Genomic DNA, 19121 nt, shown 5'->3' with positions numbered 1-19121 from the left:
TCTCACGGCGGCAGCCCCTCGAACGTGCGACAACGCCGCCGGTCATGACAGCGACGAGCGACTGCCTGGTGGCGGCGTCGCCAGTCCGACCAGTTCACCGCGTGGTGTCTGCCTCGGTGTCCGCGCAGGTGCGGGGGCTGGGGACGACAAGCTGCCAGGAGTCGCCGAACCTCCGCCACTGTGAGCGCGATGGCCCCGGCTCTCTCACCGGTTGCGCCCCCTTTTCGCCGGCCTGGTGGGCTGTGACCGTCAGGAAGGCATGGGCGAGCATGGCCAGGGTGATGTGCCGATATCAGCCCACATAACGGCGGACTTCGTACTGGTCCAGCCCGCACTCGTTCTTCGCCGCCTGGAAACACTCCTCGATGGCCCAGCGAGACCCGGCGACCCGCACCAGCTCCCGGACGGTGACCTGCAAGGGGGTGTAGGCGAGGTAGTAGGCGATCTCGTCGGGGCGGGAGATGCTGCGGCGGGCCAGCGCCCACCGCATCCGGTGCGGGACTTCGCCCTGGTAGTCGAACTCGGCAACGGCAGGCAGCCGCACTGCCGCCCAGTGATAGACACGCGGTCCCTTCGCGCCGTCGCCGCAGGAGAGCTTCTCCCACGCCTGGGCCGGGGCCTGCGTGAACAGGCCGTCGATACGGGGACAGCCCACGGTGAACTGGGACTTGGGGACGGCCAGCACGTAGCCGACGCCGGACTGCTCCAGCATTCGGCGGAAGCGACTTTCCTGCCCGTAGGCGGAATCCGCGGTGACCCAGGTGATGGGCAGCGGTGAGGCGAGGGCCCGCAGCACCATGCGCCGACCCAGTTCACCCTTGGTGGCGAATGTCTGGGCGTCGGGGATTTTGGCCGCGCGGCAGCGTCCTTGGTCCTCGGCCCAGGACTTGGGGATGTACAACTCCCGGTCCACCAGGGCCCGTCCGCGGCGGGAAGTGTAGGCGGCAAAGACGCCGATCTGGCAGTTCTCGGTGCGGCCGGCGGTGCCGGAATATTGGCGCTGGACCCCGGCGGAGGTGGTGCCCTTCTTGATGAAGCCGGTGTCGTCGATGATGAGGACACCGTCGTCCTCGCCGAGCCGGTCGGCGACGTATTGCTGCAGGTCATCGCGGATTTCGTCGGGCCACCACTTCGCGCCGGCCAGCAAGTGCTGCAGGCCGTCGGGAGTGACGTGGCCTGCCTGCTCGGCCAGCTGCCAGCTGTTCTTCCGGGCGACCGGGGCCAGCAGCCCGCGTACGTAGTCACGCATGCGACGCCGAAGCTCCACCCGGCCGAAACGATGGCCGATGCTGATGAAAAGCTCGTCGAGCTCCAGGTCCCATTGCGCGGCAGAACGCTCGGTCATCACGAGGAGACCTTGCCCTCGTCGCTGTCATGACCGGCGGCGTTGTCGCACGTTCGAGGGGCTGCCGCCGTGAGACCGTCCCTGACCATGCCCCGGCCCGCTACACTCCAGCCGCCCAGCCAAACCCACAGGTCAGACAGCGAAATCCTGCTGGAGTACTAGAGGCAGCCGGGAACGCGCTGGAGGCGCAGATAGCCCGTTGGACCGGGATTGAGTGGTTCGTGGTCGCCGATTCCAGCTTCTACATCCACAACACGGTCGCGCTCGCCGACGCCGACCTGCACCAAGTGCTCGGACTGCCACCGAACGAGCACCTCCGGCTGCTGTTCCCCATCGCGGTGGTCGACGAACTCGACAGCTTGAAGGACGCCGGCAAGCACCAGGCCAGGTGGCGGGCTTCCCATACGCTCGGGCTCCTGGACGGCACCCTCAGCGGATCCACCTTTGGCATCCTGCGCTACGCGGACAACAGTGGGGAGCCTGCCGCGTGGCGTGGCGAAGTGAACGTGGAGATCGTCATGGACCAGCCCGGCCATGTGCGTCTGCCCATCACCGACGACGAGATCATTGACCGAGCGGTGGCTATACAGGCCCTCGCCGCCCGGCCGGTACGGCTGTTGACCTGCGATACCGGACAGCACACCCGCGGCCGGGCCGCTGGGCTGAAGGTGACAAAGGTACCGGCGAAGGACCCGGGGCCCGAGCCGGACTGGGAGGCGCAGGACAAGCCTGGCAACGGCACCCGAGCCAAGCGCCGCGAGCGGCAGGCCGCCCAGCAGGAGGCCATCACAGAGTAGACAGCTCGCCAAGGTCCGCCGCGAGCACTTCAGCCGGTGGTCCATACCCCTTTCAGCCTGGCCCGAGTCCGCGCCGACACGGCCGTCCGCAGAGCGCGCAGCCCCATTACGTCCGGGTGGCAGAGGCCAGGCAGGGGGGTCCTGCCCGGCCGCGTCGGCTACTCCCAGGGCCGTGGTACTGCATGCCACAGGGCTCTGAGCCAGTCGGGCGGGTTGGTGAGGAACTTGTCCACCAGCCGGGCCGTGATGGACCGAGCGGCCCCTTGGGCTATCGCGGCGGTCAGGCAGGCACCGACAGCGGGCTGCTGCGGAACAGGCGCGGGGTCGGGCGGCTGGACGGACGGCGCGGGAACGTTGTCCCGGGTCATGATGCTGCTCCCTTGAGCAGAGGGATCGAGGACAGCGGACACCTGTCGTGGTGTCATCCGCGTGGAGGTGGTGAGCGCCTCGCGGTCGGCGGTCCTGCTGCGGCTCTCTGCCTGAGAGCGTCCCTGCGGGGCTTCTGCCCGAGCCCAGGGTGGCGTGTTCAGCGTAGCGGCGATCAGCGTGGGTGTTGCCCTGGGTGTCTGGCGGGTGGTCATCGGTACTGCCTCCGGAGTGAGTTCGACATGACGGGCGGGACAGTGACAGGACTCGGGCACTTGCGTCTCGTCCTGGCGGGCACGGCTCCTTCACCCCCCTAGGGCTGGAAGCCGGACCCGGACAGCAGCGACCGGGCGGAAAGATTTCGGGCACGATGAAGGGCCCGGACACCTGGTCCGGGCCTTGCGCCGTCGAACTTCCTCTAGCTGGTCGAATGCCAGTAAGGGAGTCGGTGACCTACCGTCTACTCGCGCTCTTTGCTGGAGCGGTTGGCGCCCCAGTCCGGATTGCGTACGGGTGCCAGCACCTGGGCGTCAGGGCCGCGTGCGCATGACGCGCCAGCTGATGCGCGGCAGGACGTGGACTAGGACGATGACCTGTGCCCGGCGATCCGGCCCGCTGGGACTGGGGCGGCGACAGCCCCTGACGGTCTGCCACTCGGTCGGGTGAAGACACGGCAGCGGCGGAACTCTCCCGGGGCGCCCGAACGTAGTGCCGTACATGGACCCGATCAACGAGGTGCACGTGAGCAGGCCGGGCCTGGTCGTCGTCGATGTCGCGGCCGCCGACGACGCTACCGCCCTGGCCTTCCAGCAGTTGCTCGCCGACCGGTGGGCGACGTTGTCAGCAGAGCGTACGACGTACGACGTCGGCCAGCCGGGTGTACGACTGCGCTGCTACCTGGACTTGAAGCAGCCGGTTGGCTCGGATGCGCCGGCCGAAGCGCCGCCGCAGGTTCTCGCAGAGGTACAGCAACGATGATCGCCTGTCAGGTGGTGCGGTTCCCGGCCGGTCGTCGCTGTGCGGTGCGTTCCACGAGCGGCTCCAGGCTGCTCTTGGGGTGCATGTAGACGTATCGGTGGGCAGCGTGGACCTGCACGGCGTTGAGGCGGTCGACGAAGGGCTGGGGGACGGTGAGCATGACGTCTTCGGGGCCCAAGGACAGCATGTGCCGTGGGCCGATGGGAAGTTCGAGGGTCTGGGCGTCACTGAACGCCATGCCGTAGATGGTGCGGCTTTCCTTCACGGACAGGGTTGGGGTCGGGTTGTCGCCGATCAGGAACTGGCCTGTCTCGGGCTTGATCACCTCGAGCCGCCGCGTCGACGCCAGGTCCCGCATCTTGTGGAAGGTGTCCTCGATGCTGGTGCGGAAGAGCTTGCCGCTCTCGCGGTCGCGCATGACCGCGGACCGTTCGATGAGGCGCTCAGCGAAGGTGCTCAGGGCAGCCGGGCCGGACAGATACAGGCCCGTTTCACGCAGCGCCTCCAGGCTCAGCCGCTCCGGATACTGAGTGATCACCTTGACGACCAGGCGCGTGCGGGCCCGCTCGACCGAGTCGGTGTGCACATCGCGGTAGTGGAGCGAGCGGACGTAGTGGAGCACGACGAGGTCGCGCAGCACGTCCGCGTGAAGCGGGTCGGTGAACGGAGTACCGGCGTGCACGGCGGCGAGCGCCGCAGGCACGCGCCTCTCCACGTCGCCCCACAATGCTTCAACAGATGGGGAGTCGAAGGCGACGAAGTTCTTGCCCCAGCCGCATCGGCTGGTGGGCATCCGCTTGTGCACGCGTCCGGGGTTGTGCAGGTCGAACGGGAGCAGCTGCTGCCCTTCGGCTCGGGCATCGTGAACTCTCTGAGCAGGACCTGGGATACGAGGTGCTGCCGCGACGTCTGCTGTGCTGTTCCCACATACCGAATTTTGCCAAGTACCCCTCTCCACCCGCTCAGATTTTCCCGGTTGCCGATCCATATTGGTAACCGTCAGCGCAGCCGGACCAGGCCCTGGAAGACGACGATCTGTCATATTTGTTGCACAGAAGCTCATTTAGTGCCGTAGTATCGCGTCAGCATTCGGCTTGTGCCGGCTCTCCACCACCCCTCATGGCCCGTACGGGCAGAGGAAGCGCAATGGCCACCCAGCTCAGCTCCCCGATTCTCTTCGTCGAGCGGGCTCGTTAGGCCGCGCACCCCGTGGTCGGGAGACGGACGCGTGTGACAGTCACTCAGATCGTTTTCGGCGTGCGGTGACTGATACAGCGACTCCGGAGTTCCTCCACCGGGGTCCGGGCCCTTGCTCTGCCCGGACCGACCGGCCCGGGCAGACTCGCCCACTCCTGGAAGTCTGATCATGACGACCATCAACCTGGCGACCGTCTCCGAGGCGGAGCCTTCCACCCGGGCCAACCCGTTCCCGGGTGCCGACACGTACAGCTGGACCCGGGCCTTTTCCGAGGCGTTGGCCCTCGCCACTGGCCTGCCCCCGCTGGTGACCGACGTCATCGCGGCCTACGTGATCCGTCCGAAGCGCTACCTCACCAAGGCGCGGTCCGAGACGGTCCACCGCTTGCGCCCCGGGGTGATCGTGAAGGACGAGCGGACGGGTCTGCACGTCTTGTCGGTGACCACGCACGGCTTCGCCGGCACCCCGACCGAATACAACGAACGTGTGCGCAGCGCCTTCCACAGCCCGGCCAGGCTTGACGCCTCCCCTGCCCGGGTGCTCCCGAGGCTGACCACCGGGTCCGGCCCGAACGGCGCCACGCTGCCGTTCGTGACGACCGCCGAGCCGGTGGAGCCCACTGTCCTCAACACCCTGCTGGGCACCATGGACATCGCCCTCACCGAGGCCGACAGCAAGCGCGGCTACGACCTCGCCGAGGACATGACGGTCTTCGGCCAGACCAACCGCACTATGCACGTGCCCTTCGTGCGGACGATCACCGAGAACCACCAGGGCGCCCCCGCCATCCGCAAGGTCGTCGACCTGGTGGCCATCAAAGGCAGCAACCGCTCCCGGGCCCGGCTCAAGCTCCACGGTCTGACCGCCCGCGACATCGCCTTCGGCGTCCCGACCGGCATGCTCGACCTGCCGGATCCAAAGCCCGGTCAACCGGCGCCGCCGGAGTACATCGCCGACCCCGTCATCTGGGTCCCCGCCTTCGCGGACACGCTGCAGGGCGCATTCGACTCCACCGGACACCGCCATCACAGCATTGCCCAGGCTGCAGCTGAGGTCGCCGCCGTCCAGATGCAGATCATCGTCGGGACGGACAACCCCGCCGAGTTCCACAACACGGTCTTCGACCCCAACCGTGCCGACCACCGCCGCCCGCAGCTCGACTACCCGCTCGCGGAGAAGTCGACCTCCGACATGCGCGCGGTCCTGCGCGAGGCGAAGGCCTCGGGCCTAATCACTGAGTCCGTCCGGGCCTGGCTCGCCGGCGAGGACAGCGAGCCGGATGCCTTCCCCGGCTCGGTCACCGACGCCCGCGACCGCCGCGACCGGGCGCTGCTCGGCATGGCCTTCCCCAAGGAGCCCGGGCACGACCGCGAGGTGGCCAGGGTCCTCGGCGAGCCCGAGCGGTACTACGACAGCAGAGAGGAGAACGTCACCCTCCGGCTGCGCATGCTCTCCGCCACCATCGCCGAGGGTTACCGGACCCGGTGGAATCCGCGCCTGCTGGACGGCACGCTCTACTCCAGCTTCATCGCCAAGCGCGGCACCCTTGCGGACCGGCCGGACTGGCGGACCGCGCTGGACCAGGCTGAGGCCGACAAGACGCAGCTGTCCGACTTCCTCGTGACACGGGGCCTGCACTGGCTCGCCGAACACGGCATGGTCGAGGCCGACCGCGGATCGGCCGACGGCCAGCGGGGACCGGGGCGGCGCGGCGGCGTCAGCGCCCGCAACGCCATGCTCCTGAAGCCCGTGCAGACCATCGCCCTGATGCGCGAGATCGCCCGCGCCAACGACGCTAGCACCCGGCCCCGCCAGATCGATGACACCGGCGCTCCGGTCGACGGTACCGTCGCCGACCGCATCTGGTTCAGCGTGACCTTCCCGAAGACCGGGCGTGCCAAGAAGAAGGTGGACGACCGCCCCGCCGCGTCGGACAGCGCCCCGCCCCAGCAGCCGGAAAAGAGCCCGGAACAGGTCCTCCTCGACGCCCAGCTGCGCCTGGTGACGAGCCTGTCCAGTGAGTTGCCGCAGGCCTTCCTCGCCGCGCTGGCCGTGGCTCGTGAGACCATCGCCGCTGGCGCGGCGACCGGCAAGCCCGCACTGGCCGATCCGCCCTCCTACAGTGTGGAGGTGATGGAGCAGGCCCTGAGCCGGCTCAAGCGGGATCTGGCTGCGATGCAGGTCGGCTTGGTCGACATGAAGGGCGAGACCGAGGTCATTATCGAATCAACCACCGAAAAGGTCGCCAACGCCGAGGGCGAGCGGTGAGCCGCTCCGCGCTGCCGGCTGGGCCGGTGCTGACCGCACCGCTCCTGGCCGGCCTGGCGATCGTCGGCGGCCGCTACCTGCAAGCGACCTATCTGCGGCCGCTGCCCTGGACAGACCGCGAGCACTTCAACGACCTGGGTGTCCTCACCGGGATCTACCTGATCACCGACATCGCCGGACGACTGCGCTGGCTCGGTCAGGCAAGCCGCCTCAACGGTCTCACCGGGCGTCTCGACGGGCACGACCGCGATCCTGCCAAGAGGGCCGTCTTCGCCAGCGTGCGGGTCCTGCACCTGGACGACCTGACGCCCACCAAGGCCCTGGACGCCGTTGAGGGGCGGTGCGCGGATCTGCTCGGCGTCCGACAGAGCATGAAGCCGCGCCGCTGGCCCCCGGCGACGAACTGGCTGTCCTTCGTCGCCTAAGCTTGTCCTACCTTCCAAGCGTGGGTCTGAGCTGGTCCTTCGTAAGATCGGCGGGCCCGGGGGTTCCAGGTATGGCTGTGAGCTTGTCGCCGTTCGATGGCTCAAAGAACTTGGCCGCCCGGAGCCCCGTGACGACTCGACCGCTAATTGGGATACGCGACTCGATCGCTGTGTAGGACAACGTCGGCGAGGTCGTCTGCGGGTCCGTGTATGACGACGAACTGGCGGAGGTGACCCGTGCCCCAGATCTGGGCCATAGTGGACATCGGCAAGGAACATCACCACTGCGTGGTGGTCGATGAGCGAGGCGAACGCCTCCTTTCCCGCCGAGTTTTCAACGACGAACGGGCTCTGCTGGAGCTCATCGCAGATGTACTCGCGCTGTCCGAGGACGCCCTGTGGGCGGTGGACACCAACCATGGCGGCGCCGCGCTACTGATCGGTCTCCTGCTCAACCACGACCAGCCGATGGTCTACATCACCGGCCTCGCCGTGCACCAAGCGTCGACGGCCTACCGCGGTCAGGGCAAGACGGACGAGAAGGACGCGTTCGTCATCGCTGATCAGGCGCGCATGCGCCAGGACCTCGGCCTCCTGCGACCCGGTGACGAGATAGCCGTCGACCTGCGCACCCTGACCGCCCGCCGCCTTGATCTGGTCAACGACCGCACCCGTCAGACCAACCGGCTGCGGGCTCAGCTGCTGGAGTTCTTCCCCGCGCTGGAGCGGGCATTGAACTTGAGCAAGAAGGGTCCGGTCGTGCTGCTGACCGGTTACCAGGCGCCAGCCGCGATCCGCCGCAGCGGGGCCAGCCGGATCGGAACCTGGCTGAAGAACCGCAAGGTGAAAAATGCAGCTGCGCTCGCCGAGACGGCCGTCGAGGCGGCCAAGTCGCAGCACACCGCACTGCCAGGTGAGACTCTCGCGGCCGCCATGGTGGCCCGGATCGACAAGGGTGTGCTGGCTCTCAACGAGGAGATCACCGAACTCGACGCGCTCATCGAGGGCCGTTTCAACGATCACCGACACGCGACAGTGATCCGGAGCCTGCCCGCGCAGGTAGGCGATCTCGCCGGCGAAGGACTGCTCGCAATCGTCCGGATCGAACGCGACGAGCGTCCGTGCCATGACGAGGACCTTGTCGATGGCCGGCAGTGTGGCGGTAGGGCCCTCGTTCACACGCCGATCGCCTCCAGGCCCGCTTCTCGCGCCTTCGCCGCTACACGCTCAACCGCGACCCAGTCAAGCCCGTACTCCTCGAGCGCAGTACGCAGCGCAGCACCGCTGGCACGGGCGAAGACCTCGACGTCCTCCGGCACCCGGCCCGCCACGGCGGCCTGCGCGGCGGCAGCGTCCGTTTCCAGTCCTGCCTCGCGTCGTCCCGCAACCAACCGAACGTGCGCTCTCCCCAGCCCTCGACCTCGCCCTGGGCGGCCGCTGTGAAACCATTCAGAAACGTCGACACAATCCACGCGGCGATGCCGAGCGTGAACGGGTCGCTGAGGAAGTCGCGCTGCTCCCCCTCGACGAAGACGTAGACGTCCGTGCCGAGTTCGTCGCGCGTCTGCGCCACTGCCACCGACAGATCCATGAGGGCGACCCCACTGTTCATACCTTGAGCGAGCTCCGTTCACGGTGAACTGACTCCGCTCATGAAGTCAACCGGCAACGACGAACTCCTGATTCGGTGGAGCTGACAAGCCGCTCCATCATCCAGCCATACCGTTCTCCATGTCCAACGTGTGTCTGCAAGGCAGAGCCGGCCAACTCAGAGGCTCAGTCACAGGTGTGTGATCCGGCTACCCGACCACAGTCGCCGCAGAGATGGGCGCATGATCGACTGGGTCGAAATTCGAACACGAACTCGAAATTCCTAATTGGGAATATGTGTTCGAGCGGCTTTTGCGTGAGGTAGCCGCTCCTTCATAAGAACAATGACTTGATTTCGGCTGATGACGCCAGGGTGGCTGACGCTGTTCGCTGGGCTCGGAACCGTTGGCCCTGCGGGTATCGATCGTCCCTCTCAAACGCTTGTTGCCGCAGGCCAGAGACATTCCATGGAGCTTCTGCCGCCCGGTGATAAACGAGGCGGACGCGCTCGCGCCCCGGCTTCGGGCAGATGCCCGATTGGGTGCCAAGGATGTTGATTCGAGTCATTGGAAGCGGTTGAAATCCCTCGAATTCTCGGGATGCCGGCAGGCGTTGTCAGTGGCGACGTCTAGCTTTCAAAAGCGGCTCGGAAAGCAGATCAGCGTGGTGTCTCTCGCTGGTCTGCATCGCCGGGGACGTGGTGGTCTCGGACTGCAGAGGGAGATGCTGTTGCGTTCGCGTATGTGGTGGCAGGAGGTCGTACCGGGGGACTGGTACGTGTTCGGAATGCCCGAGGGGCTCGTGAAGGAGCGCTACCTTGCGCTGCTGGCCGCCCTGGAGGAGTTGTCCACGCGAGGGCCGATGGCGACACTGCCGGACATCGCCGCGCAACTGAAGGCAGTTGGCTACCACGACCCGCTGCCGGAATCTGAACTGCGCTCTTTGCTGGACCAGCTGCTGGCTTGGCAGTTCGCCGAGCCGTTTCACGACTACGCGGCTCCGCTGCGCAGCCTGCAAGGCCTGTCGGCGCGAGAGGAGGCGTGGGCGCTGACCCAGCGGGGACGCGGCGTGGTGGCCGCCGTACGTACCGCGGTCGTCGACGTCGTACGTGCCCTGCAGCTGCCCAGCCGCCTTCTGGACGGAGTTCAGGACACCCTGCGGGAGATCCTCGACCACCTGAAGGAGGATCACGGCCGGCTGCCGGGTGACCTGGAAAACGTGCGCACCCGCATCGACGAACTGCAGCGGGTGACGGCCGACTTCTACGCAGCACTGGCGAAAATGGTGCAGTCCGACGTCACGGACAACGACGTGTTCGGCGAGAACCGCGACCGCGTCGTGGAGGCCCTGCGCCAGTTCCCCCGCGAATACGGGCGCGGCCTCCCGCGCGTCGAGAGGGCCCTCGCCGAGCTGCGCACGGCCGGGTTCGCCCGCACAGTGGAAGCAGCCGTCGAGCACGCCGGTCTCCTGGATGCCGCCGACCAGCAGCACTGGATCGACGAACGAATCCGCCGCCTGAACGATCTGGAAGCCTGGTTCGAACCGGACGGCACGGTACACCGGCTGATCGACTCGGCCAGCGGCGCCGTGCACACGCTGCTGGTCGCCATCGACCGCCGCTACATGGCCCGCCGGCGCGGCAGCGACCTGGGCGTCGATTTCAGAGCCCTCGCTTACAGCCTGCACCGCCAGCCGGACGACTGCGAAGCCCGCCGCGTGTACGCGGCCGCCTTCGGCGACTGGCCCGCCTGGCACGCCGTCATCGGCGCCGCCGAGGAGGACGTCGCGCATGGCACCCCCGCCCAGTCCGGCTCCGGCCGTCACCAGGTCGAGGTGACCTTGCGGGAACACGAGCGGCACGGGCGGACCACCGGACGGCCCCGCAAAGTCCCTGACACCACCGCCGACCGCGCCGCGGCCCACGCCCAGGCACAAGCAGCCGCGCAGCGGCGCCGCCATCTGGCCGCGCTGCTGACCACTGACGGCGAGGTCGGCCTCGAATACCTTGGCCAACTGCCGTTCGAGGCAGCGCTGATTCTGCTCAATGCCGTCGAAGTCGCGCTCAGCCAGCACCACCCGCAGGACGGCACGGGGCGGGCCACCGTCGACGAGGCAGGCCTGGACGTCACCGTCAGGCCCGGCCGTCCCCGCACCACCGTCACCGTCGAACTGGCCGAAGGACACCTGTCCGGGCCCGACCTGCGGCTGTCGGTCACTCCCCAGGACCACACATCCTCCCCACACCGCCCAGCCGAGCACGGGTCGCCAGGGCCCAACCGGAGCGTGGCATGAACGACACCCTGCTGCTCGACGCCGACCTGCGCGCGAGCGCCCGCCTGCTCAAAGCGACCGGCCGCCTCACCATCGAAAACGATCCCGAGCACTACCGGGTGGCCCTTCAGGGCCACCCGGCCCTGGCCGAGTTCTTCCGCACCGAACTGAACTGGACCCTGGAGGTCCACAAGGTCGCCGGTCTGATCCGCCTGCACAAACGACGCCAAGACGTGCCGGCCGACCGGGGCCCGAGGCTGGTGCGGGAGAAACAGCCGCTGGCCGGCACGCTGGTGATGATCCTCATCTGCCTGGCCTGCGAACAGCTGTGGCGCCGCCCGCGCATGAGCGTGCGCGAACTCATGCAGGCCATCGCCCAGGTCTGCGCGACCGACACCGCCGACGGACGCCTGCCGACATTCCCGGTCGTCGCCACCGAAGACGTCAGCAAGAAACAGGCCCGCCACAACCGCCAGAGTCTGGCCGACGCCCTGAAGATCCTCGTCGCGGAAGGCACCGTCACCGTCGACGCCGACCTCGACCGTGCCCTGGCCGACGAGGACGGCGACCTCATTGTCACGGCCTCCCGAGACCGCCTCGCGACCAGATTCTCCTCACTGTCACCCACCCTCCTGCAACTCGACGGCGTGCCGCCGGACCAGCATGCCGCCGCCCTGTCCGCCGAGTCCCTCCTGGATCACACCGCCCACGCCACAGACGATGCCCCCACGCTGGAACAGCGGCGCCTGAACGCCATCCGCCGCCTCGTCGACGACCCCGCCACCGACCCTCTCGACGACGACACCGACACCACCCCCTACCTGCACACGCTGAGCGGACGCGAACGCGCCCTCAACGTGCTGGCCGCCCTCGGGCTCACCGCGACCGTGCGCCGCGACTGGTGGCAGGTCACCGATCCCAGCGGCCAGTCCAGCAGCATCGACTTTCCCAACGGCCGCCGCACGGAACGCCAGGCAGCCCTCGCCCTGCTGGCCACCCTCCCCGGCCGCGAGGACCCGACCGCACCGCTGACCCTCACCGACATCGCGGAGCTGTTCACCCAGATACGCGCCAACCAGCCCCGCTGGGCCGCCACCTACGAACGCATGCCCGCACTGGCCCGCGCCGCGGCCGCCGAACTGACCAGCGTCGGCCTGCTCACCCCCGAACCCGCCCACCCCGATACCTGGCTGCCCACACCCGGCGTGCACCTGTGGCGCGTCCGCGTTCGCCAGCCCGCCCCGCCACCCGCACCAGCCGCCACCGCGTCCACCGACCCGGCGATACCCCTCTTCACGCCGCCCGAGACGGACCAGACCGCCCCCACCCCCGATGCCGCGAACCAGGCTCGCCGAGGAGACGACGGATGAAGCCCACCGAGCACCCCGCCTCGCATCTGAGCCTGACAGGCGACGAGACGATCATCGGCACCCCCACCGCCGAAGGCCGCTGGCAGCCCACACGCGCCGGCATCGTCAACTCCTGGGCCTGGGCCAGCGAACAGCTCTACTTCTCCGGAGGCTGGCTCGCCCTGGTTGGCCCCAACGGCTCCGGCAAGTCCCTGACCGCCTCCATGCTGATCACCGTCCTGCTGGACGCTGACACCTCCCAAACCGCCCTGTCGGTGTCCGGCAAGGCCGCAGGCACCCTAACCAGCCGCCACACCGACTTCAACGACCGGGAAGACCGCACCGGCATCTGGTGGCTCGAGTACGGCCTGCACGATCCGGCCGACGGCAGCACCCGGTACATGACCACCGGCCTGTGGCTGCGCGCCACCGCAGGCCACCTGCACCGTGCCTTCTTCCTCACCCCCGGCCGGGTAGGCAGCGACCTGATCCTGGAACATGAACGCGAGCCCGTCGGCCTGGACGCGCTCGCCGGACAACTGGCCGCCTGCCAGGGCGAGATGTTCACCGACTCCAAAACTCTGCGCGGCTCCCTGAAACAACTCACTCCTCAAGACGAGCGCTCCTACCGCCACAACGTGCGCACCCGTCTGTTCGCCCCGCTCAACGAGGTCCAGTTCGAGGCACTGCTCGCCGTCATGCGCTCCCTGCGCAGCGTGCGCACGGCCGAAGGCATTTCCCCCACCCGGATGCGGCAGGTCCTCACCGACGCCCTGCCCGCCCTCGACACCGACAACCTCACCCAGGTCGCCGAAGCGATGGAACGCATCTCCGAACTCGAAAACAAACTGGAGCGCACCCGCCAGGAAGCCAAGCTCCTGGACGGCACCGACCGCAGCTACCGCCGCTACCTGCGCACCCTGGCCCAGGTGGAAGCCGCCGCCCTGACCGCAGCCAATACCGAGTTCGACGACCATGCCCGCAGCCTCAAGAAGGCCACCGACCAGCTGACCGCTGCCGAGCAGGCGTCCCAGGACGCGGCCCAGGAGTATGCCCGCGCGCAGAGCGACATCTCCCGCGCCCAAGGGCAACTGTCCGCGGACGAGGCACTGTTGAAGGACCATGCCGGAGCCGAACTGCCGCACCACGAGGAACGCGCCCGCGATCTCGCGGTACAGGCCGAAGCCGCCGCCCAGCGCGCGCAGACGGCCGGCACCGATGCCGACGAGGCTCACGGCAAGGCCGCCGGCAGCCGGAACGACGCCCGGGCTGCCCAGACCCAGCTCACCCGGATTTCTGGTGACCTGGGCACCACTGCCACCGCTCTGGGAGCGCGGGCTGCCTGCGAACACCTCATGACCACATCCGAGGCCCTCGCTGAGGCCCGCAACGGCGGCGACACTGCGCTGGACACATCCTGGTTGTGCAGCCACCCGCTGGCCTGGGCGGAAGACCACCAGCGACAGATCCAGGCCGTCGACCGGGCTCTGCACACCTACCAGCACATGCAGGACAACCAGCGCACGGCCACGGACGAACAGCGTGCCGCTGAAGACGCAGAACACGCACACCGCGAAGCTGCCGCCCAGGCCACCAGCGACCGCCGACACACGGAGGAGGAGCTCTCCACCCGCCTCCACGCCTGGCAGGAGACCGCGCCCCTGCTCGGACCGCTGCCGCCGGAGCTGACCGGGCCGGGGGAGACCGAGGAACGCACCGACACCAGCCGGCTCACCGTCTGGCTCGCGTCCACCGTGGCTTCGGCCCGTACCTGCATCGATCTGCCCGGGCACCAGCAGAAGGCGGCCGCTGACGCCGCCTTGGCCCACGCCGCTGCCCGCGCCGCAGACCAGGCCCGCATCGCCCACGCCGCAGCCCGGGAGAGCACAGACGAAGCCGGCGCCGCACACCAGGCCGCCCTGGAGCAGGCGCACACCGAGGCAGAAGCCGACGACACCCGCCGCACCCAGGCCCACCGAGTCCACCAGCAGACCCGCAGCAACGCCCAGGCTGCGCTCGACGCAGCCGAACAGGCCTGCACCGCAGCCGATGCGGCTGCCCTTCAGGCGGTGCGCGACTGGCTGGGCCGGGTGCACGCATGGCGCGACGACCTCACCCACCTGTCTGCCGATGACCTTCCCCTGCCCCATGTGACCGCACCGGCAGCCGACCTGAACGCTCTGCGGCCCGACGACCTCATCCTGGCGGCAGTACGTGCACACGCCCAGGCCGCACCGCACCTCCAACGCCAGGCCGAACAAGCGGCCCGGCAGGTCCAGGCCGCGACCGAAACCGTTTCCGCCCTCACCGAAGAACTGCACCGGGCGCAGCAGGCCGCACCGGTCCCGACGCCTCCGGCCTGGCGCACCCGCACCGAGGGTGACGGCATCCCACTGTGGGCACTCGTCGACTTCGCTCCCGGCTTGAGCGCCGCCGACGCTGACCGCCTCGAAGGAGCCCTCCTCGTCTCAGGCCTCCTGGACGCCCTGGTCACCCCTGACGGCCGGGTGTACGACGGCGATCTCACTCTCACCCCCACCACTCCCGCCCAGGGACGCACCCTGGCCGACCTGATGGTCGTCGAGGAAACCCAGGCCGTCGACACCACCCGCGTTCGCGAGATCCTCGCCGCCATCCCGCTGGACGCCCCCGGCAGTGACCCGGCGACCGGCCGGCTGGCCAACGGCGTCCTCACCGCCAGCGCTCCCGCCGGATACCGGGCCACCTTCATCGGCCGCACCACCCGGGAGCGGACACGCCAGCAGCGTGTCAGGCGCATCGAAGACGACCTGGCCGTCGCCCAGCGCACCCTCACGGAAGAGGAAGGACACCTGGCGCGCCGCCGCCAGGACATCACCGAAGCCGCCGCCGAACGCGACAGCCTCCCGCCCGCCCACCAGGTCGACGACGCCCGCGTCCAGGCTGCCGACCGGCGTGCGGCCGCCGAATCCGCCAAGCACAGCACCGCCGCAGCGCTGGCCGACGCCGACCGGGCTCTGGAGCGGCTCCTGGCCGAACTCGAGGCAGCCGCGGCCACCCGTACCGCAGCCGTCGCCACCGCCTCCCTTACCCACGAACACGCCCGGCACAGCGAGGCCCGCGCAGCCGAAGCCGCCCAGGCCGCCGCAGATACCGCGGCCGACCAAGCGGCCACCGCCGAGGCCAGCTCAGACGCCCTCGCCCACGCCGCGGCTGCCCAGCAGACCGCCGACACCGAACGCGAAAACTTCCCCTCCCAGGCGATCGAAGCCGTCGAGGCAGCGCACACGGCCGAGGACGCAGCCGGACAAGAACTGAACCGAGCACGCGCCGAAGCCGTCAAGGCCGCAGACCGCTACGAGGACGCCTCCAAAGCCGTCAGTGAGGCACTGCGCGTACTCAACCGCGCAGCATCCCTGCCCGCAGGCGACATGCTCCGCACTGAACCGGACTATCTCGACGCCCGCCGGGAAACTGTCGCCCAACTCGTGGGCCACATCCAGGCTTGGGCCCCGGCCGCGCAGCGGGTCGCCGAGCTGATCGCACGGGCCGACGGCGACCACACCGAAGCCGCCGAGCGCCGCACACGCCGCGCCCGGGCCGAACAGGAAGCCGCCCAGTCCCAGCGACGCGCCGAGGAGGAAGCCGCAACGGTTGCCGAAATGCGCGCCCTGCACGGTGCCCAGTACCAAGAGCTCATGGCCCACCGGGACGCCGCGGCGGAGAACCTCCGGCAGGCCGAAGACCGTGCCGAACACTGCCGCAGCCGCCAGCAGGAAGCCGATCGGCAGGCCATCACCGCCCAGACCACGTTGACGATGGTCATCCCGCAGCGGGAAGCCGCCGAAAAGAGCCGCGATGCCTGTACGGTCCGGCTCGGCCGCCTGGTCGATGAGGGTCTCGCCGTAGTCCCCGACGACCTGCCCACCACCGGCCACGGCCGCCCCGCCAACCTCACCGCGAGCGTGGCCTGGGCCAGGCGTCTGCTCGCAGATGCCCCCGGCGGCACCGACCGCCGCACCGCCCTGGAACGCCAGCGCGACCGCGACCTGGCCCTGCTGGAAACCGCCGCCCGCAAGGCCAGCGCCGACCTGGCCGGCTTCGACCGGCAGGTCACGCTGCTCGGCATTGAAGACACCCCCTGGCGGCGTGCTGTCGTCGCCGACCCCGCCGCGGTGCGGGGCCAGGACGTGCCCACCACCGTCCAGGACCTCAAGGCCACCGCCGCCCAGCTCGAGGACGACCTGCGCGCCGACATCAAACAGGTCCTCAAGACAAGCCTGTTCACCCGCCTCCAGCGCGACATCCAACTGCGCAGGCAAGCAGCCGTCGAACTGGTCGCCCAGATCCACGACACCCTCAAAGACGTCCGCACGGGCGTGGCCCACGTCGGCGTCCAGGTCGAATGGGACGTCCGCGACACCCCCGAGGCCCAGCGCATGGTGGACCTCATCGGCAAACCGCCCTCCGACGACACATTCGAACAGATGTACGATGCGCTGCGCCAGCGCATGAACGAAAAGGCCGGCGAGCCCTGGGCCGAACGCGTCGCCCACACCTTCGACTACCGCAGCTGGTACGACTGGACCATCTCCGTCACCCACGCCTCCTTCGAGGCCGCCGGCAAGGAGAAGTTCCGCGAAATCACCGCCCGCTCCAACCCGCTGGAAACCCTCTCCACCGGAGAAAGGCGCCTGGCCACCATGCTGCCCCTGCTCGCGGCCGCCTGGTCGATGTACTCCATCCGCGGCTACGCAGGCCCCCGCCTGCTGTCCATCGACGAGATCGACGCAGCCTTCGACGAACGCAACCTGCGCCAGGTCCTGGCCCTGCTGCGCTCCTGGGACTTCGACGTCCTGGCCACCGCCCCGTTCATGACCCCCTTGATCAAACGAGAGACCCAGCGCGCCATGGTCCACGAGGTCGTCACCGCCGGTCGGCGCCGCATCACCGTCCCCTGGCTGTGGCACGGCCACGGCGAACCCCAGCCCCTCACCTTCGACATGACCGCCGCGCAGCCCCAGGACACTCCATGACCGCCGACCGCACCCTCCTCGCCGCCGACCCGGAACTGGCCCCGCTGTGGCAGGCCATCCATGACCGCCTCAGCGCCGGCAGCACCCCGGCCGACATTGCCACCGTCACCGTGCCCGGCCTGGCACCGGGCGCGGTGGCCGCCCTGAAGTCATGGCTCGACACATCCGCCCAGCGCCGCCGCGGCCGCACCCGCGTCCCGCACACCGACCGGGGCGTCAAAGTGCCGCTGCATCCCCTCCTGGACGCCCTCGGCCTGACCGTGGACACCCTGCAGTCGTTGGTCGAGGACGCCGTGGGCCGCGAAGTCGTCAACCGTCGGCACGGCCGCCTCGCCGCCGCCGAACTGCGCCAAGAACTGACCTTCTACGCCCAGGAGCAGCTGCCGCATCTGCCCCGGCTGCGGGCCAGGCTCACCTCAGGAGCCGACGAGGAAACCGTTCCCGAGATGCGTCGTCTCATCGACGCCCTCGCCTCCGTCACCCGCCACCTCCCGCACACGCCGCCCCGCACCCTGGCCAAAATCGCCCACGACCACGCAGGCGACCCGCACTACTTCGATGCCATAACCGGGCCCGGGCAGCGCCTCATTACCGCTGTCGCCGAGCTCGCAGGCAGTCCGGAGCCCACCCGCCCCGACCACATACGCGCCCTGCTCGCCGAGCACGGCATCATCGCCGACCGGCTCTCCGCCACCGTCCTGCTCCACCAGGTCCGCGCCCTTGGCGATGGCCCCATCGACCGCCGCCTCAATGAAGCCACCACTCCCGTCGCCCTCAACCTCCTCGACCTCACCCACACCCCGCCTCGGTTGGCGCCGCACCCGCTGACCGTCGTCGAGAACCCCTCCGTCCTCGAGGCCGCGATGGAGTGCGCCAGCCCCCAGCCCATCGCCTGCACGAGCGGCCAGCTTCGCGCCGTCGACCATGCACTGCTCCAACTGGCAGTCGACCAGGGCGTTCCCCTGCGCTACGCAGGCGATCTGGATGCCGCGGGCCTGCACATCGCCGCCACAGTGCAGCAGACCTACGGGGCACGCCTCGTCGCGATGGACACCGCTCTCGTGCACGCAGCCGGCGACCAGCCGTCTGCCGTCCCACTCGGTCCTCTCCCAAGCAGTTGTGATCCCGCGCTGGCCGCCCAACTGCAGGCGACCGGACGCGTCCTCTATCAAGAACACGACGCCGTCCTCACGCGCCTCCTTGACCCGGCGTCCTCACAGCCGGAAGCCTGGTCCCCCGCTCCAGGACAGGTGGAGGAGTGAGCTCCCGTACGCTGATGACACAGAGTGCGGATCGACATGGCGCCCAGTGCTGCCGACGAGTGCGCAACGCGCCCGAAGTAGCCTACTGACAACTGCATATGACGCATGGTTCATCTATTTTCAGTCATTTTGATGACTAACCGCATATCTCCTTGGCAAATACCCTCGCCGCTGCACACAGACCGTTACGCTGACCGCATCAGTTTCCTGACGCAGGAGCAGCGCCCCGCCTCAGGACGGGCGACTCACGTCGCGAA

General features: G+C 69.0%; 11 protein-coding genes and 1 pseudogene. 9 read left to right on the top strand and 3 right to left on the bottom strand.

What is annotated here, in order from left to right; all coding sequences use genetic code 11:
* Positions 1–94 precede the first annotated feature (94 nt).
* A pseudogene (locus ACLVWQ_RS28535) lies at positions 95–1345 on the bottom strand (IS701 family transposase).
* A 221-nt stretch (positions 1346–1566) separates the two neighbouring features.
* Here ACLVWQ_RS28535 and ACLVWQ_RS28530 point away from each other — a divergent pair.
* Positions 1567–2142, top strand: a complete 576-nt coding sequence (locus ACLVWQ_RS28530; protein WP_414112079.1) for a PIN domain-containing protein — start codon at positions 1567–1569, stop codon at positions 2140–2142.
* 158 nt (positions 2143–2300) lie between these two features.
* On the opposite strand, the gene ACLVWQ_RS28525 is transcribed toward ACLVWQ_RS28530, so the two are convergent.
* Positions 2301–2510, bottom strand: coding sequence for a hypothetical protein (locus tag ACLVWQ_RS28525; protein ID WP_414112078.1), 210 nt, complete (start codon positions 2508–2510; stop codon positions 2301–2303).
* 715 nt (positions 2511–3225) lie between these two features.
* On the opposite strand from ACLVWQ_RS28525, the gene ACLVWQ_RS28520 reads away from it, so the two are divergent.
* A complete protein-coding gene (locus tag ACLVWQ_RS28520) occupies positions 3226–3486 on the top strand; it encodes a DUF6207 family protein (RefSeq protein ID WP_414112077.1) in 261 nt (86 codons plus the stop codon).
* 7 nt (positions 3487–3493) lie between these two features.
* Here the strand turns inward: ACLVWQ_RS28520 and ACLVWQ_RS28515 are convergent, their stop codons facing one another.
* Positions 3494–4474 carry a DUF4238 domain-containing protein gene (locus ACLVWQ_RS28515; RefSeq protein WP_414112076.1) on the bottom strand — a complete coding sequence of 327 codons (981 nt, stop codon included), beginning with the start codon at positions 4472–4474 and terminating at the stop codon, positions 3494–3496.
* Between the two features lie 378 nt (positions 4475–4852).
* Here ACLVWQ_RS28515 and ACLVWQ_RS28510 point away from each other — a divergent pair, with 378 nt between their 5' ends.
* From ACLVWQ_RS28510 to ACLVWQ_RS28480, 7 genes are all read left to right on the top strand, one after another.
* The gene (locus ACLVWQ_RS28510; RefSeq protein ID WP_414112075.1) at positions 4853–6952 is read left to right on the top strand and encodes a hypothetical protein; all 2100 of its coding nucleotides are present in this window, start codon (positions 4853–4855) and stop codon (positions 6950–6952) included.
* Positions 6949–7377: a hypothetical protein gene (locus ACLVWQ_RS28505; protein WP_414112074.1), complete on the top strand. Its 429-nt coding sequence runs from the start codon at positions 6949–6951 to the stop codon at positions 7375–7377. The genes ACLVWQ_RS28510 and ACLVWQ_RS28505 overlap by 4 nt, the downstream gene beginning before the upstream one ends.
* A 237-nt stretch (positions 7378–7614) precedes the next feature.
* Positions 7615–8820 (top strand): IS110 family transposase, encoded by a 1206-nt coding sequence (locus ACLVWQ_RS28500; protein ID WP_414112073.1) that lies wholly within the window; start codon positions 7615–7617, stop codon positions 8818–8820.
* A gap of 633 nt (positions 8821–9453) precedes the next feature.
* Positions 9454–11259, top strand: a complete 1806-nt coding sequence (locus ACLVWQ_RS28495; protein WP_414112072.1) for a DUF2397 family protein — start codon at positions 9454–9456, stop codon at positions 11257–11259.
* Positions 11256–12608: a DUF2398 family protein gene (locus tag ACLVWQ_RS28490; RefSeq protein ID WP_414112071.1), complete on the top strand. Its 1353-nt coding sequence runs from the start codon at positions 11256–11258 to the stop codon at positions 12606–12608. Before ACLVWQ_RS28495 ends, ACLVWQ_RS28490 begins: the two co-directional genes overlap by 4 nt.
* On the top strand, positions 12605–17602 hold the full coding sequence (locus ACLVWQ_RS28485) for an SbcC/MukB-like Walker B domain-containing protein (RefSeq protein WP_414112070.1): 4998 nt from the start codon (positions 12605–12607) through the stop codon (positions 17600–17602). Before ACLVWQ_RS28490 ends, ACLVWQ_RS28485 begins: the two co-directional genes overlap by 4 nt.
* Positions 17599–18864: a DUF2399 domain-containing protein gene (locus tag ACLVWQ_RS28480; protein ID WP_414112069.1), complete on the top strand. Its 1266-nt coding sequence runs from the start codon at positions 17599–17601 to the stop codon at positions 18862–18864. The genes ACLVWQ_RS28485 and ACLVWQ_RS28480 overlap by 4 nt, the downstream gene beginning before the upstream one ends.
* Positions 18865–19121: the final 257 nt, after the last annotated feature.

The organism is Streptomyces sp. CWNU-52B (assembly GCF_047444975.1).
GTDB lineage: Bacteria > Actinomycetota > Actinomycetes > Streptomycetales > Streptomycetaceae > Streptomyces.
Note: the sequence above shows the minus strand (reverse complement) of the source record. Positions and strands in the feature narration are given on the sequence as shown.